Source organism: Methylobacterium sp. CM6246 (assembly GCF_054818005.1).
The window spans coordinates 7,501-21,455 of the sequence record NZ_JBTXKY010000001.1 but is presented as its reverse complement, the minus strand read 5'-3'; the positions used below and the strand labels follow the sequence as shown (position 1 = coordinate 21,455).

Annotated in this window: 16 protein-coding genes; 11 read left to right on the top strand and 5 right to left on the bottom strand. The window is 69.3% G+C overall.

The window, feature by feature from the left end; translation table 11 throughout:
• The first annotated feature begins 22 nt into the window (after nucleotides 1-22).
• From rnpA to ACYQPG_RS00100, 4 genes are all read left to right on the top strand, one after another.
• Nucleotides 23-631 carry a ribonuclease P protein component gene (rnpA, locus tag ACYQPG_RS00115; protein ID WP_419830848.1) on the top strand — a complete coding sequence of 203 codons (609 nt, stop codon included), beginning with the start codon at nucleotides 23-25 and terminating at the stop codon, nucleotides 629-631.
• The gene (gene yidC / locus ACYQPG_RS00110) at nucleotides 621-2,480 is read left to right on the top strand and encodes a membrane protein insertase YidC (RefSeq protein ID WP_147909872.1); all 1,860 of its coding nucleotides are present in this window, start codon (nucleotides 621-623) and stop codon (nucleotides 2,478-2,480) included. The genes rnpA and yidC overlap by 11 nt, the downstream gene beginning before the upstream one ends.
• A gap of 82 nt (nucleotides 2,481-2,562) precedes the next feature.
• A complete protein-coding gene (yihA, locus tag ACYQPG_RS00105; RefSeq protein WP_147909871.1) occupies nucleotides 2,563-3,216 on the top strand; it encodes a ribosome biogenesis GTP-binding protein YihA/YsxC in 654 nt (217 codons plus the stop codon).
• Nucleotides 3,213-3,593: a DUF423 domain-containing protein gene (locus tag ACYQPG_RS00100; protein WP_419830847.1), complete on the top strand. Its 381-nt coding sequence runs from the start codon at nucleotides 3,213-3,215 to the stop codon at nucleotides 3,591-3,593. Before yihA ends, ACYQPG_RS00100 begins: the two co-directional genes overlap by 4 nt.
• Before the next feature lie 99 nt (nucleotides 3,594-3,692).
• On the opposite strand, the gene ACYQPG_RS00095 is transcribed toward ACYQPG_RS00100, so the two are convergent.
• The 3 genes from ACYQPG_RS00095 to ACYQPG_RS00085 all read right to left on the bottom strand — a co-directional run bounded on the left by ACYQPG_RS00095 (nucleotide 3,693) and on the right by ACYQPG_RS00085 (nucleotide 5,702).
• On the bottom strand, nucleotides 3,693-4,370 hold the full coding sequence (locus ACYQPG_RS00095; protein ID WP_461229941.1) for a metallophosphoesterase family protein: 678 nt from the start codon (nucleotides 4,368-4,370) through the stop codon (nucleotides 3,693-3,695).
• 74 nt (nucleotides 4,371-4,444) lie between these two features.
• Nucleotides 4,445-5,092 carry an RraA family protein gene (locus tag ACYQPG_RS00090; RefSeq protein WP_147909870.1) on the bottom strand — a complete coding sequence of 216 codons (648 nt, stop codon included), beginning with the start codon at nucleotides 5,090-5,092 and terminating at the stop codon, nucleotides 4,445-4,447.
• A 115-nt stretch (nucleotides 5,093-5,207) separates the two neighbouring features.
• On the bottom strand, nucleotides 5,208-5,702 hold the full coding sequence (locus ACYQPG_RS00085) for a pilus assembly protein N-terminal domain-containing protein (RefSeq protein ID WP_147909869.1): 495 nt from the start codon (nucleotides 5,700-5,702) through the stop codon (nucleotides 5,208-5,210).
• 302 nt (nucleotides 5,703-6,004) lie between these two features.
• On the opposite strand from ACYQPG_RS00085, the gene ACYQPG_RS00080 reads away from it, so the two are divergent.
• The 3 genes from ACYQPG_RS00080 to ACYQPG_RS00070 all read left to right on the top strand — a co-directional run bounded on the left by ACYQPG_RS00080 (nucleotide 6,005) and on the right by ACYQPG_RS00070 (nucleotide 7,659).
• Nucleotides 6,005-6,169 carry a Flp family type IVb pilin gene (locus ACYQPG_RS00080; RefSeq protein WP_147856566.1) on the top strand — a complete coding sequence of 55 codons (165 nt, stop codon included), beginning with the start codon at nucleotides 6,005-6,007 and terminating at the stop codon, nucleotides 6,167-6,169.
• Nucleotides 6,170-6,310: 141 nt separating this feature from the next.
• The gene (locus ACYQPG_RS00075; protein ID WP_419830846.1) at nucleotides 6,311-6,853 is read left to right on the top strand and encodes an A24 family peptidase; all 543 of its coding nucleotides are present in this window, start codon (nucleotides 6,311-6,313) and stop codon (nucleotides 6,851-6,853) included.
• Nucleotides 6,854-6,924: 71 nt separating this feature from the next.
• On the top strand, nucleotides 6,925-7,659 hold the full coding sequence (locus ACYQPG_RS00070; protein WP_419830845.1) for a M48 family metallopeptidase: 735 nt from the start codon (nucleotides 6,925-6,927) through the stop codon (nucleotides 7,657-7,659).
• A gap of 27 nt (nucleotides 7,660-7,686) precedes the next feature.
• Here ACYQPG_RS00070 and ACYQPG_RS00065 read toward each other — a convergent pair whose 3' ends face one another.
• Nucleotides 7,687-8,061: a hypothetical protein gene (locus tag ACYQPG_RS00065; protein WP_461229940.1), complete on the bottom strand. Its 375-nt coding sequence runs from the start codon at nucleotides 8,059-8,061 to the stop codon at nucleotides 7,687-7,689.
• Nucleotides 8,062-8,303: 242 nt separating this feature from the next.
• Between ACYQPG_RS00065 and ACYQPG_RS00060 the strand changes: the two genes are divergently transcribed.
• The 4 genes from ACYQPG_RS00060 to ACYQPG_RS00045 all read left to right on the top strand — a co-directional run bounded on the left by ACYQPG_RS00060 (nucleotide 8,304) and on the right by ACYQPG_RS00045 (nucleotide 13,119).
• On the top strand, nucleotides 8,304-8,792 hold the full coding sequence (locus tag ACYQPG_RS00060; protein ID WP_187193413.1) for an invasion associated locus B family protein: 489 nt from the start codon (nucleotides 8,304-8,306) through the stop codon (nucleotides 8,790-8,792).
• A 23-nt stretch (nucleotides 8,793-8,815) separates the two neighbouring features.
• Entirely contained in the window at nucleotides 8,816-9,448 is a 633-nt protein-coding gene (locus ACYQPG_RS00055; protein WP_147909864.1) for a hypothetical protein, read from the top strand.
• Between the two features lie 157 nt (nucleotides 9,449-9,605).
• Entirely contained in the window at nucleotides 9,606-11,486 is a 1,881-nt protein-coding gene (locus tag ACYQPG_RS00050) for a glycosyltransferase family 2 protein (protein ID WP_246692872.1), read from the top strand.
• Nucleotides 11,487-11,496: 10 nt separating this feature from the next.
• Nucleotides 11,497-13,119, top strand: coding sequence for a glycosyltransferase family 2 protein (locus ACYQPG_RS00045; RefSeq protein WP_461229939.1), 1,623 nt, complete (start codon nucleotides 11,497-11,499; stop codon nucleotides 13,117-13,119).
• Between the two features lie 5 nt (nucleotides 13,120-13,124).
• On the opposite strand, the gene purC is transcribed toward ACYQPG_RS00045, so the two are convergent.
• Nucleotides 13,125-13,919, bottom strand: coding sequence for a phosphoribosylaminoimidazolesuccinocarboxamide synthase (purC, locus tag ACYQPG_RS00040; protein WP_147855639.1), 795 nt, complete (start codon nucleotides 13,917-13,919; stop codon nucleotides 13,125-13,127).
• Between the last annotated feature and the right edge of the window lie 36 nt (nucleotides 13,920-13,955).

Sequence of the window (13,955 nt, the reverse complement as noted above, 5' to 3'; positions counted from 1 at the left end):
ATCGGTCGGGATCGAACCATCGATGGCGACGATCGCGCGGCTGAAGAAGCGGCCTGATTTCCTGGCGACAGCCGAGGGCCGCCGCTTCCATACCGATCGCATGACCGCCCAGGGGCGTCTGCGCGATCCGCAAGCGGCGGATGGCCTCCGGCTCGGGTTCACCATCACCAAGCGCGTCGGCCATGCTGTCGAACGCAACCGTATTCGCCGGCGCCTGCGGGCGGCGGTGAACCTGGTCGCCTCCGGTCTTCCGGGCGATCTGGCCGGGTTGCCGGCCGACATCGTGCTGATCGCCCGCCGCCCGGCCCTGACCGCGCCCTTCGAGGCCCTGGCAGAGGACCTGCGTCGCGCCATTCCGACGGTGACGCGCCCGGCCGCGCCGAGGCCCCCCGGCAGTTCCCGCGGCGACCGGTCCGGCAAGCCTGGCGGCCGGCCGGCCAAGACCACACCTCTCCAGCGCGATGCGGGCCGGGTGCCCGCGCAGCCTGCTGCGTCCCGCGAACCTGACATCGATCCGTCGCAGGACCGCGCCAGAGGTCTCCGAATCACGGACGCGCGCAGGCCCGAACGGGCCGGTGCCGCTCCTGTTGCCACTCCGAACACGTGCGGCGGTGTCCCCGATGGGCAATGACAAGACGAACATGTTCGTGGCCATCGGCCTGTCGCTGCTGGTGCTGCTCGGATGGCAGTACTTCGTGGCCGGCCCGCGGGTGGAACAGCAGCGGCTGATCGAGGCGCAGAACAAGGCCGCCCAGCAGCAACAGCAGCCGCCGGGCGTGACCCCGGACGGTGTGCCGTCGCCTTCGCCCAAGGAGGGCGGGCCCGCCGCGCCCGTGCCCGGCACGGTTCCCGGGCAGGCCGGCGCCGTCTCGCGCGAGGCGGCGCTCGCCCGCTCGCCGCGCATCCGGATCGAGACCCCGGCGCTCAGCGGCTCGATCGCGCTCAAGGGCGGCCGCGTCGACGACGTGTCGCTGAAGAACTACCACGAGACCGTGGACCCGAAGAGCCCGGAGATCGTGCTGTTCTCCCCGGCCGGCAGCGAGGCGCCGTACTACGCCGAGTTCGGCTGGGTCGGCGCCAATGCCGGGCCGCTACCCGGCAGCGAGACGGTCTGGTCCAGCGATGGCAAGACGCTGTCGCCCGGCATGCCCGTGACCCTGACCTGGGATAACGGCGCCGGCCTCGTCTTCAAGCGCATCATCGCGGTCGACGACAAGTACATGTTCACGGTCCGCGAGGAGATCGAGAACAAGGGCTCGGGCGCGGTGACGCTCTATCCGTACAGCCTGGTCTCCCGCTGGGGTAAGCCGCACACCCAGGGCTACTACGTCCTGCACGAGGGCATGATCGGCTATCTCGGCAACGACGGCCTGCAGGAATTCACCTACGACAAGCTCGCCAAGGAAGGCGCCTATGGCGGCGCCAACACCAAGGGCCGCGCCTGGAACGGCGTGACCGGTGGCTTCGTCGGCATCACCGACAAGTACTGGGCCGCCGCCGTGATGCCGGCCGACCAGGACGTGCCCTACACCGGCGCCTTCACCGACCGGACCGACGGCGCAACCAACGTCTACCAAGCCAGCGTCCGCGGTGACGCCGTGAACCTGGACGCGGGTGCCTCGGCGACGACGACCCAGCGCCTGTTCGCCGGCGCTAAGGAAGTCAACCTGATCAACAACTACGAGAAGGATCTCGGCATCAAGCACTTCGATCTGATGATCGATTGGGGCTGGTTCTTCTTCATCACCAAGCCGATGTTCCGGGCGTTGGATTTCTTCTTCCATCTCTTCGGTAATTTCGGCGTCTCGATCCTGGTGGTCACCTTCTGCCTGAAGCTGCTGTTCCTGCCGATCGCCAACCGCTCCTACGTGTCCATGGCCAAGATGAAGGCCGTGCAGCCCGAGATGGTCGCCATCAGGGAGCGGTACAAAGACGACCGCATGAAGCAGCAGCAAGCCACGATGGAGCTGTACAAGAAGGAGAAGATCAATCCGGTCGCGGGCTGCTGGCCGGTGCTGATCCAGATCCCGGTCTTCTTCGCGCTCTACAAGGTGCTGTTCATCACCATCGAGATGCGCCACGCTCCGTTCTTCGGGTGGGTCCACGATCTCGCGGCGCCGGATCCGACGAGCATCGTCAACCTGTTCGGCCTGCTGCCCTTCCCGGCACCGGACTTCGTCCATCTCGGCGTCTGGCCGCTGATCATGGGCGTGACGATGTTCGTGCAGATGAAGATGAACCCCGCGCCGCCGGACCCGGTCCAGGCGCAGATCTTCACCTTCATGCCGATCGTGTTCACCTTCATGCTGGGGTCGTTCCCCGCCGGCCTCGTGATCTACTGGGCTTGGAACAACACCCTGTCGGTGATCCAGCAATACGTCATCATGCGTCGCAACGGCGTGAAGGTGGAGCTGTGGGACAACCTGCGGACCACGTTCCGGCGCGGCGGAACCAAGGCGGCGGCGACCACGAAGGGCTGACGCCCGCGGTCTTCGCCGACACCGCATCCCGGAGGGCGCCCGCCGCCGTCCGGGATGCCGCTCTGGGCCGACAAGGAAAGCCGTGACCGAGACCAACGACGATGCGGCCGACCTCCTGGAGGCCGGTCGCCTGCTGTTCGCCGGGGCCGCCGACTTCTACGCGGCCGCCCAGGTGCTCGAGCGCATCCCGCCCATGGAGGGCGTCGAGATCGCGTTCGCAGGGCGCTCGAACGTCGGCAAGTCGAGCCTGATCAATGCGCTGACCGGCCGTAACACCCTGGCGCGCACGTCGCATACGCCGGGGCGGACCCAGCAGCTCAACTTCTTCCGGATCGGAGACCGCATGTCCCTCGTGGACATGCCGGGCTACGGCTACGCGGCGGTGGAGAAGGCCAAGGTCGAAGCCTGGACCAAGCTGATCCATTCCTACCTCAAGGGCCGCGCCAATCTCGCCCGGGTGTTCATGCTGATCGACGCCCGCCATGGCTTCAAGTCGATCGACACCGACGTGCTCGACGGTCTCGACAAGGCCGCCGTGAGCTACCAGGTCGTGCTCACCAAGGGCGATTCGCTGAAGAAGGGCGAGATCGAGAGCCGCATCGCCGGCATCCAGGCGGGGCTCGCCAAGCGACCGGCCGCCTTCCCGCAGGTGATCCTCACCTCCAGCCGCGACGACCGCGGCATACCCGAGTTGCGCGCAGCCGTCGCCAAGCTGCTGATCGAGCGCGGGGCATGAGCCTCTCGAGGATCGACCGGGGGCTCATGGCCTTGGCCTGCCTCGCCGGCCTGCTCGGTGTCGCCCTCAGCGCCGCGGCGGCCCACATCCCGGGGGCGGATTCGCTCAAGACTGCGGCCCAGTTCCTGTTGTTCCACGCCCCGGCGATCCTGGCGCTCACGGGCTTGGCCGCCGGAGGTCTGATGCGACCCGGCCTATCCCGTACCGCGGCGGGTCTGCTCGTCCTCGGCGTGATCCTGTTCTGCGGCGACCTGTCGGTCCGGACCTGGCTGCAGCGCCCCCTGTTCCCGATGGCCGCCCCCATCGGCGGTTTCGCCCTCATGGGCGGCTGGCTCGTGGGAGCTGTGGGCGTACTGGTGCCGGCACGGCGGGCTTAGATTCGCTCCCGATCGCGGTGCAATCGGGACCACATCTACCCCCTCGACTCGACGCGCGCGCGCGCCGCCGAAACCGTATCCACTTCGGCGGCGCGCGCTCTAGCCACTAGCCTGAACCTGTAGAAACTCAAGCGCCGGTCCCTGTGCGTCCGAGAAGACGCCGGCCGTGAGAGCGCCGCCATAGACCGCCGCCGTGTCGAGATTGGTCCGGAACCGGCGCACCTCCGGGTGGCCGTCCCGCTGGGGCGTGTGGCCGTGGACCACGTGCCGGCCGAAATCGTGATCCTCCTGGAGGAACGGCTCCCGGATCCACAGGCGGTCGTGCACGTCCGAGTCCGAGGCCGCGGTGCCGGGGCGCAGACCGGCGTGGACGTACCAGCGGACCTCATCGTCGTGCAGGGTCGGCAAGGCTTCGATCCAGTCGAGGGTATCGCTCGGCAGCCCGCTGGGGTCGCGGGCACCGAACGAGTCGAGGGTGGCGTCCCCGCCGTTATACAGCCAGTGCCGGGCTGCCTCGGGCGTCAGCAGCGCATCGAGGAGCATGCGCTCGTGGTTGCCCATCAAACAGGTGACACGCTCGGGCTCGGCCCAGTTCAGGCGGCTGACCGTGCGCAGCACCGCAGCGCTGTCGGCCCCGCGGTCGATGTAGTCGCCGAGGAACACCAGACGGTGGCCACGGTCCCCGGCATGGGCGGCGATCCGCTCCAAGAGCGTGTCGAGCAAGTCGGCGCGTCCGTGGATGTCGCCGATGGCGTAGGTTAGTGGTGCGGAGTCCATGGGCCATCGTCTACGGGAGGGATCCGGTCCGCAAGGCTTCGCCGCGGATCAAGGCACCCCCACGGGGAAGATTTTCAGCCCCCCGACTCTCGGGCGTATCGGCCGTCGTATCGGCCGGCCTGGATCATCGCGAGCACCTCGGCCTCTTGGGCAGAGTGTGCGCGCACCGCCTCGATCAGGCGCGGCGCGAGCGCGGGCGGGAAGGTTACGACGCCATCCGCGTCGCCCACCACCACGTCCCCCGGGCTCACCGTCCAGCCTCCGACGGAAACGGGTACGTTGATGGCGCCGGGGCCGATCTTGAACGGACCCCGGGGCGTGGCGGCGCGTGCGTAGCAGGGGAAGTCCGAACCGGCGAAGGCGTCGGTATCGCGGATTGCGCCGTCGATCACGAAGCCCGCCACGCCCCGGCTCTCGGCGATCGCCTTCATGATTTCGCCGACCAGCGCCCGGCTCGTGTCGCCGCCGCCATCGACCACGATCACATCTCCGCGACTGACCTGTTCGAGCGCCTGATGGATCGCGAGGTTGTCGCCGGCCCGCACCCGGACCGTGAACGCCCTCCCGAGGAGCCGGGCCTGTCTGTGGAAAGGCCGCAGGCCGTGCAGGACCGCCATCCGGTCCAGGCAGTCGCTGATCGTCGCCGTGGGGAAGTCCTGGAACGGGGCGAGCAGGCCGGGATCGACGGTGGGCGGCGGCGGATTGTGCGTGATGCCGGGCATCGGCGAGAAACCTCCCTGATGGCGGCCGGGCTGGATCCTGCCGGATCCGCGTCGGAGCTGTGCCGGGGGCGGATCTTGCCCCAGGATTCGCGCGGTGTCGCGGGGGCCGTCGGCTTCAGCGCTCGGCGGCTTGGGGGCCCGCCGCGCCGCCGCCGGTCGCGAGCTTACGGCGGGCGTCGGCCTGGCCGCTCTGCGTGTCGAAGTACTTCGCCGCGTCGCCGAGCTGGACCGCCGGCTGGCATTTCGGCGTGCAGGACAGCGATTCCTGATCCATGCCGCGCTGGACCGTGATGGTCGCATCCCGCGATGCCTCGACCCGGATCATCGTCTCGGCGATCATCGCGCCGGCCGTGTCGAGCGCGATCAGGTTGGTCGAGCCGTAGCTCTTACCGGTGAGCACGAGCACGCCGTTCTTCTGCGGCGTGACCTCCGCGATGATCGGGTTGCCGACGATGACGGTCGCGGTCTTCTCCGGCAGGCGGATGACCTTGGCGTTGTCCACCAGCACGGTGACGATCGGCAGCGGCTCCGGCTGGGCGGCCGCGACCGTGGCACCCGTCAGCAGGAGGACGAGGCCGGCTCGGCCCGCATTCGACAGGGTGCGGCGCATCGGATTCCTCGGAAGCGGCCGGCGCCTGCGCGAGGCGCGACGCCTGAAGCCGCAGCGATAGCCCGGGACCGGTGAAGGAACCGCTAAGCATGAGGCGGCCCGCGCGCATGCTCAGCAACGGCGAAACCTATCTTTCACTAAGCTCGCAGCGGACCAGCGTCGGACTTTGTTCGAGGTGCGATTTAACCGAATTTCAAGGCGTAACGGGCAATCTCCAAGAGCCGCCGATCGAGACGTAGAAATCTTCGTCGGTCATCTTTCAAACTTCACGTTGCCCGTTCTTGATCGAAGGATCGTCTCCCATGAAGACCCTGTTCTCGCGTTTCGCCTCCGACGAGTCCGGCGCCACCGCGATTGAGTACGGCATGATCGCCGCTCTGATCGCCGTCGTCATCATCGGCGCGCTGAAGACTGTGGGCACCTCGCTGTCAGCCAAGTTCAGCGCGATCTCGGGCAACCTGAACTAATCGGGTCTCTCCACGATCAGGATCCGCGGCAGGTTCGAGGCTCCATCGCTTGAGGCGATGGGGTCTCGGCCGGCCGGATCCCTCGTCCGGCTGCGGCCCCGCGCCGCTTCCCCGCCAGGTACGGATAGGGTTGGCCCCGAGATGGTTGGCGCAGGTTCGGCGATCGCGAGTCTCGGAACGGCGGGCTTCGGCCTGCTGGTGCTGTTCCCGTTCCTGATGGCCTACGCGGCGGCCAGCGACCTGCTGACGATGCTGATCCCGAACCGGATCTCGTTGGCCCTCGTCGCGGGCTTCGCGCTCATGGCCGCCACCGGCCCGATGAGTTGGCTCGACATCGGGCTTCATGTCGGCGCTGCCGCGCTCGTGCTGACCGTGACGTTCACGCTGTTCGCGCTCGGGGTGATCGGCGGGGGCGACGCCAAGCTGGCCGCCGCGACAGCGCTCTGGCTGGGCTTCGACGGCCTGGGCGATTACCTGCTGGTGGCCTCGATCCTCGGCGGTGGCCTGACACTCGCGATCCTGGCCGTGCGCGGCTACCCGCTGCCGATGCGCATCGCGCGCCTGCCCTTCGCGCTGCACCTCCACGATGCCAAGACCGGGATCCCGTACGGTATCGCGCTCGCGGCCGCCGCCCTGCTGGTGCTGCCCGAAACCGAGGTCTGGGCCCGCGCGCTGGCCGCTTGAAATCCTGGCACCAAAGCAATTCTCGATCTCGAGATCTGGAGCCCAGGTTCGGAGCCCGTTAGAACTGCGCCATGTCGTTCGCGCTGCTGCGTCGCCCCGATCCCGACCACCTTGAGGTCCAGCACGATGGAGCCAGCCTCCAGATCGCGCTGCGCCGGCGCCCGACCGCGCGTCGGATCACCCTGCGGGTCTCGGCCGCCACCGGCGAGGTCGTGATCACCCTGCCGACCCGGACCGCCGTGAACACCGCCCAACGCTTCGCCACCAGCCATGCCGGCTGGATCGCCGCGCGTCTGGCGCGGGTGCCGGAGCGCATCGGTTTCGTTCCGGACGCGATCCTGCCGCTGCGTGGGGCGCCACACCGGTTGCATCTGCGCGGTACGCGCAGCGGCGCGGTGCGCGTCGAGACGGAGGCCGGGGAACCGGTGATCTCCCTCTCCTGCGAGCCGGCCCACGTCCCGCGCCGGATCCGGGACTACCTGACCCGCGAGGCGCGGCGGGACCTCGCCGAGGCGGTCGAGCGGTATGCGCCCCTGGTCGGTCAGCGGCCGGTCCGCATCACTCTGCGGGATACCCGCAGCCGGTGGGGATCCTGCACGGCGCGGGGCGAGCTGAACTTCTCGTGGCGCCTGATCCTGGCGCCCCCGATGGTGCTCGATTACCTCGTGGCCCACGAGATGGCGCACCTGCGCGAGATGAACCATTCGGCGCGGTACTGGGCGCTGCTGCACGGGCTATGCCCGCACGTCGACGCCGCCGAGGCGTGGCTGAAGCGCAACGGCACCAGCCTGCATCGCTACGGCTGAACGGTCTGCCCTCAGCCCTCGTTACCCTCAACCCTTGGCGCGCAGGACCTTCTGACGCGTAACGGCCTCGCCGGGCCAAGTCGGCCGCGGATTGACCTGGCCGGGCTCGAGCGTGCGGGGGGCGACGCTGTCGCAGACCTCGCGCTGCCGGATGATCATCGGGTTGCCGAAGGCGTCGCGGCGGCGCACCAGGCCGCCTTCGCGGCAATAGCCGGCGATCGCGGCCTGCCCGTTGCGGCCGCCATACGGGTTCACCGCCACGGGCGGATGCTCGACGATCAGCGTGTCGGAGCGGTTGAGGGAGCGTTCGACATAGGTGGTCTCGCCGACCGGCAGCGATTGTGCCCCAGCCTGCGCGAGGGTGGCCATCAAGCAGGCGGCCGAGAGGGCGAGCGGGCGCATCACAGCTTCAGGATCCTGCGCTGGAGGAAGAGCGAGCCCTATTTAGGCGCTTCTGCAACCTTCGGGTAGCGTCAAGGAGCAACACCGGAGCCGGCATCGCTTGACAGCGCGGGTCCGAGCATGGTCGGAACACCCCCGATTTTACGGCCTCGCCGGTCCTCGGCGATGGCGTTCCGAAGGGTTCGGCGGTGCCGCTTCACGCGAAGCTCGATCGTTTCCGGTGCGTCGTCCGGCGCGCCGTCTTGCCGGCCTGCCTTGCCTTCTCCGCGGCAGGGCTCGCATCGGTGGGGCCGGCCGCGGCCCAGGGCATGGTGCGCAAGACCTTCGACGATTGGCAGCTGCGCTGCGAGACGCCGGCCGGTGCGAAGGCCGAGCAATGCGCGCTGGTGCAGTACCTGGCCGCGGAGGACCGCCCGAACCTCACCCTCGTGGTGATCGTCCTAAAGACGGCGGACAATCGCGGTTACCTGCTGCGGGTTGTGGCGCCGCTGGGCGTGCTCCTCCCCTCCGGTCTCGGTTTGAAGATCGACCAGACCGATGTCGGCCGGGCCGGCTTCGTGCGCTGCCTGACGACCGGTTGCGTGGCCGAGGTGGTGATGGATGACGGCTTGATCCGCCAATTCAAGGCCGGCACGCAGGCGACGTTCATCGTGTTCCAGACGCCCGAGGAGGGCGTCGGCATCCCGCTCTCGATGAAAGGCTTCGCGGCCGGGTTCGACAGCTTGAAATGACGATGCCGCCCGGGAGCCGTGCGATGATCGGAGAGCGTGACCTGTTTCTGGGCCTGTGCGGCCTGATTCTCGCCGGTTCGTTGTGCGCAGGCCCGGCCCGCGCCGAGGACGGCAACGTGTTCTCCAACCTGTTCAAGTTCGGCGGAACGACGGTCCCGCCATCGCAGCCGCAAAGCCTCGATCCGCCCTATTGCCCGCCGGTCGAGGTGGCGGAGAACGGTGCGGCGTATCGCATCCTCGCCGGTGGCGATGTGCGGACGCAGTTCTCGGTCGGCCGGCTCGCCCGGGAATGCGCCCGGCGCCAGGACGGTTCGATCACCGTCAAGGTCGGCGTCGAGGCCAACGTGCTGCTCGGCCCGAAGGGTGCGCCCGGTCGGTTCGACGTGCCGGTGACGATCCAGATCCGCCACGAGGGTAAGGTCATTGCGAGCCGCGTCGAGCATACCAGCGTCGTCGTCGGCCCGGGCGAGGCCCAGGGCTTCGCCACCATCGTGGCCGAGGAATTGACCGTACCTCCGGCGGTGGCCGAGGATTACGATATCACCGTCGGCGTCGGCAGCGGCAAGGGTACCGGCGGCAAGCCCGCGGCCAAACCGCGGCGCAAAAAGCCGGCTGCCGCCGCCGAGGCCGCCGGCGGAGGCGACGCTGCCCAGTGATGCCGCGGCGCGCCCCGTCGAACCGACCCCACCGAGCGGACGTGCCGGACGCGGGGCAGCCTGGCTCGACCGCCAGACGCGGTTCCGCCTGGAGCCGGCCGACGACCCGGTCTTCGATCGCCGCCTGATCCTGCCCGACCATTCCGTCGGCTGGATCGTGCTGAGCTATGGCGGTGACCCCCTGGCTGCGCCGCGCCGGCCGATCCTGCGCGTTATCCGAGGGACCGCCGGCACGCCGCAGGATTTCGTCCTCCCGGGCGCGTCGCATGGCTACGCCCATTGGCTCGGCCTGATCCCCGGGGATGCCCGGGAGATCCGGCTCTCGGCCGGACCGGGTTTCGTGCTTGAGCGGGTCGGGGCCCGGAGCGAGGCCTCCGTGCTCGTTCAATGCCTCTTGCGGCGACCCTGGCGCTTCCTGTCCTCCCTCTACGAGCGCGCGCGCGGATCCGAGCGGCGCTACCGCGATACGTTGCGCGGTGCCTGCGCGGTGACGCCGATGCAGCATTACCGGTCCTGGGCGACCTCGCGGAGCCGCCCGATCCAGGTGGCGCCGACCGCCCTGCGGATCCGATGCTTGATCCTCGCCCGGCCCGGCGAAGATGCGGCGCTTGCCGCGACGCTGGACGCCCTCGGCACGCAGATTCACCCGGGGCGGACGGTTGTCGTCGCCTGGGAGGATGCACGTCCCGAGGCACCGGACGCCCGTGCCGATCACCAAATCTGGGACAAGCGTGCCGCGCCCGCCGATCTCATCGCCGAGGCCGACGCCCTGTGCCTGCTCCGGGCCGGCGACATCCTCACCCCCGACGCGCTGGCGCTGCTGGCCCCCGCCCTGGCTGAGGCGGATCTCGCCTACAGCGACGAGCTCGGCCCTGATGGCCGGCCACTGCTTAAGCCGGACTGGAGCCCGGACCTCGCCCTGGCCACCGGCTATGTCGGCCGCTCCAGCCTGGTCTCCCGCGCGCTGCTTACGCGGCTGCCGCCCGAGCCGGTTGGGCCCATGGACGAGGCGGTCCTGGCAATCGAGATCTTCGCAATCGTCGCCGGCGCACGCGGCGCGCATGTCCCGCGGATCCTCGCCCGCACGGCGGGCCACGGCCTGGATTCCGCAGGGAGAGCCCGCGTGCTGGGCGCCCGCCTCGACGCGTTGAGCGTCTGGCCGAAGGCGTCCGTTCGTAAGGGCGCCGTCCAGCTGGACTGGCCGCTGCCGCGTCCCGCCCCGCGGGCCAGCATCGTGATCCCCTCCCGCGACCGGCTCGACCTGATTGAGCGGGTCTGCCGCGGCGTGCTGCACGAGACGGCTTACGCCGATCTCGAACTGATCATCGTCGACAACGGCTCAACCGATCCGGCCGTGCTGGCATATTACGACGCCCTGCGCCGGGACCCGCGCGTCCGGATCCACGTCGATCCGCAACCGTTCAACTTCGCCGCCATGGTCAATGCCGGCGTCGCGGACGCCACCGGCGCGGTCGTGGTGCTGCTCAACAACGATGTGGCCGTTCTCGAACCCGGCTGGCTCGACGCGATGGTCCGCCAGGCGAGCCGGCCCGAGGTCGGGGCGGTCGGCGCAAAACTCCTCTACGCGGACGGCACCCTGCAACATGCCGGCGTCGTGGTCGGCCTCGGCGGACGGGCCGGCCACATCCTGCGCCGCCGCCCCGGCGATACGCCGGGCCATCTCGGCCGGTTGCGCGTCGCCCACGAGGTCTCGGCCGTGACCGCCGCATGCCTCGCCGTATCGCGCGACAAGTACCACGCGGTCGGCGGCTTCGACGCCGAGACGTTCCCGGTGGATTTTAACGACGTCGATTTCTGCCTGCGCCTCGGCGCCGCCGGCTGGAAGACGGTGTGGACGCCGGCCGCCACGCTGGCCCATCTCGAATCCGTCAGCCGAGGGCCCTCGGTCGGCGCCAAGCGCGCGCGGTTCGAGCAGGAGGCGGCTCGCTTCTCCGAGCGCTGGCGCGACGTGATCCGCCATGATCCGTTCTACCATCCCGCCTTGTCACTCACGACCTTCGGCGAGGATCTCGAATGACGCCGCGCCGATGACCGAGCCAGTGGTCGGCCTCGCACAGAGACTGAAACTCGGCATCCCGCGGCGCTCCGGCCGCGCGATGCGCGATGCGCTGCGTCAACTACTGGGCCACCCTCGGGCGACGGCAGAGATCCTGCTCGCGCGGCTCCAGGGCCGACGGCTTCGCGCGCGCCAGAAGCTGGCCGCCCTAATCGGGATCGACCACCAACTCACCCTTCCAGCCGCCATCCTCGACCGGTTCCCACTCGATCGCGCCCCGCCGGCGGACGGCATTCTGGTGTTGGGCGACAGCATTCTGGTCGCGGGTGCGCGCGACCGCATCGCCACTGCGTTCGCGGCCGATCCGGAGCTACAGGCCATCTACGGCGACGCCCTGATCCAGGACCATCCACGCGGTCCGGTGCGGCCCCTGCTCGCGCCCAGCTTCGACGCAGACTGGCTGGCGCATCTCGATTATCTCGCCCCCCTGCTGGCCTGCCGGCCGGGCGCTCTCGCCGCGGCGACGCGGCCGACCGGTCCCGCCGACGCCGCGTTCCGGATCGCCGAGCGGTACGGCGCCGGCGCGATCGGCCATCTGCCCGAGATCCTTTCGATCCGCCGCGGTGTGCCCGGGGATCGTGCGTCGCCGGCAGGGGAGGGGGGGCAGCATCGCCATTTCGACGCCCTGCGCGGGCATCTCGACCGGACCGGACGCCGGGAAAGCCGCATCGTCGTTGTCGGCGACGACGGCTTTTTCCAGGTCGAGCACCCGCTGCCCGATCCGCGGCCGCTGGTGAGCCTCATCGTGCCGACCCGCGACCGGCTCGATCTGCTCCGCCCCTGCCTCGAAAGCCTCGCTACCTGCACCGACTGGCCGAACCTCGAGCTGCTGGTCTGCGATAACGACAGCCGGGAACCGGAGACGCTGGCATTCCTCCAGGCGCTCGAGCGCGAGGGGAGGGGGCTCGTCGTGCCCTGTCCGGGCCCGTTCAACTTCGCCGCCATGAACAATGCCGCCGCCGTCCGCGCCCGCGGCGCGCTGCTGGTCTTCGTCAACAACGACGTCGAGGCGTTCCGGCCCGACTGGCTGACCCGCATGGCCCGGGAGGCCCTACGCCCCGAAATCGGCGCGGTCGGCGCCAAGCTCCTCGACGATGAGGGGCGGGTCCAGCACGGTGGCATCGTGCTCGGCACCGGCGGCCTCGTCACCCATGCGCACCGACACTTCCCCGGCGACGCCCCCGGCTACCTGGCAGGCTTGCGCGCCACCCATGCGGTCTCGGCGGTCACCGCCGCCTGCCTGATGGTCGAGACGCAAAAATTCCGGGCGGTCGGCGGCTTCGACGACGCGGACTTCGCGGTCGATTTCAATGATGTCGACCTGTGCCTGCGCCTGAATGCGGCCGGCCATCGTACGTTGCTGGTGCCGGGGGCGGTACTGCATCACCGCGAATCGGCGAGCCGCCGCTGGACCCCGGCGGCGCGTGCCCGCCACGAGCGCGAGATCACGGCGTTGAAAAAGCGATGGGGGCCGCTGCTGGCGCAGGACCCCCATTATCACCCGGGCTTCGACCCGGACCTCACGACCCACGCGCGGCTGCGCCGGGGCTTCCCTGCGGCGGGGCCGGCGTCGGTGCGCCGGCCACCCGCCTGAGCGGATTACTGGACCAGGCGGGGACCGCCGCCCTGGACCTTCTCGTTCTCCGACATGATCCCGAGTCGCTTGGCGACTTCCGTGTAGGCCTCGATCAGGCCGCCCAAATCCTTGCGGAACCGGTCCTTGTCGAGCTTGTCCGAGGACTTGATGTCCCACAGCCGGCAGGAATCCGGGGAGATCTCGTCGGCGACCACGATGCGCATCATGTCGCCTTCCCACAGGCGTCCGGTCTCGATCTTGAAGTCCACGAGCCGGATGCCGACGCCGAGGAAGAGGCCCGACAGGAAGTCATTGACGCGGATCGCCAGCGCCATGATGTCGTCGATCTCCTGAGGCGTCGCCCAGCCGAACGCCGTGATGTGCTCCTCCGACACCATCGGGTCGTTGAGCGCGTCGTTCTTATAGTAGAATTCGATGATCGAGCGCGGCAGCTGGGTGCCTTCCTCCAGGCCCAGCCGGGTCGCCAGCGAGCCGGCCGCGACGTTGCGCACCACCACCTCGAGCGGGATGATCTCGACCTCCCGGATCAGCTGCTCACGCATGTTCAGCCGGCGGATGAAGTGCGTCGGCACGCCGATGTCGTTGAGGTGCTGGAACACGAATTCGGAGATCCGGTTGTTCAGCACGCCCTTGCCGTCGATGACCTCGTGCTTCTTCGCGTTGAAGGCGGTCGCGTCATCCTTGAAGTGCTGGATGAGTGTCCCGGGCTCGGGCCCCTCGTAGAGGACCTTCGCCTTGCCCTCGTAGATGCGACGGCGGCGGTTCATAGGCGTGTACCGTGGTTTGAGGAAGTCCATGGGCCGAGGCTCCTGATGCGCGACGATTGGGAGGAA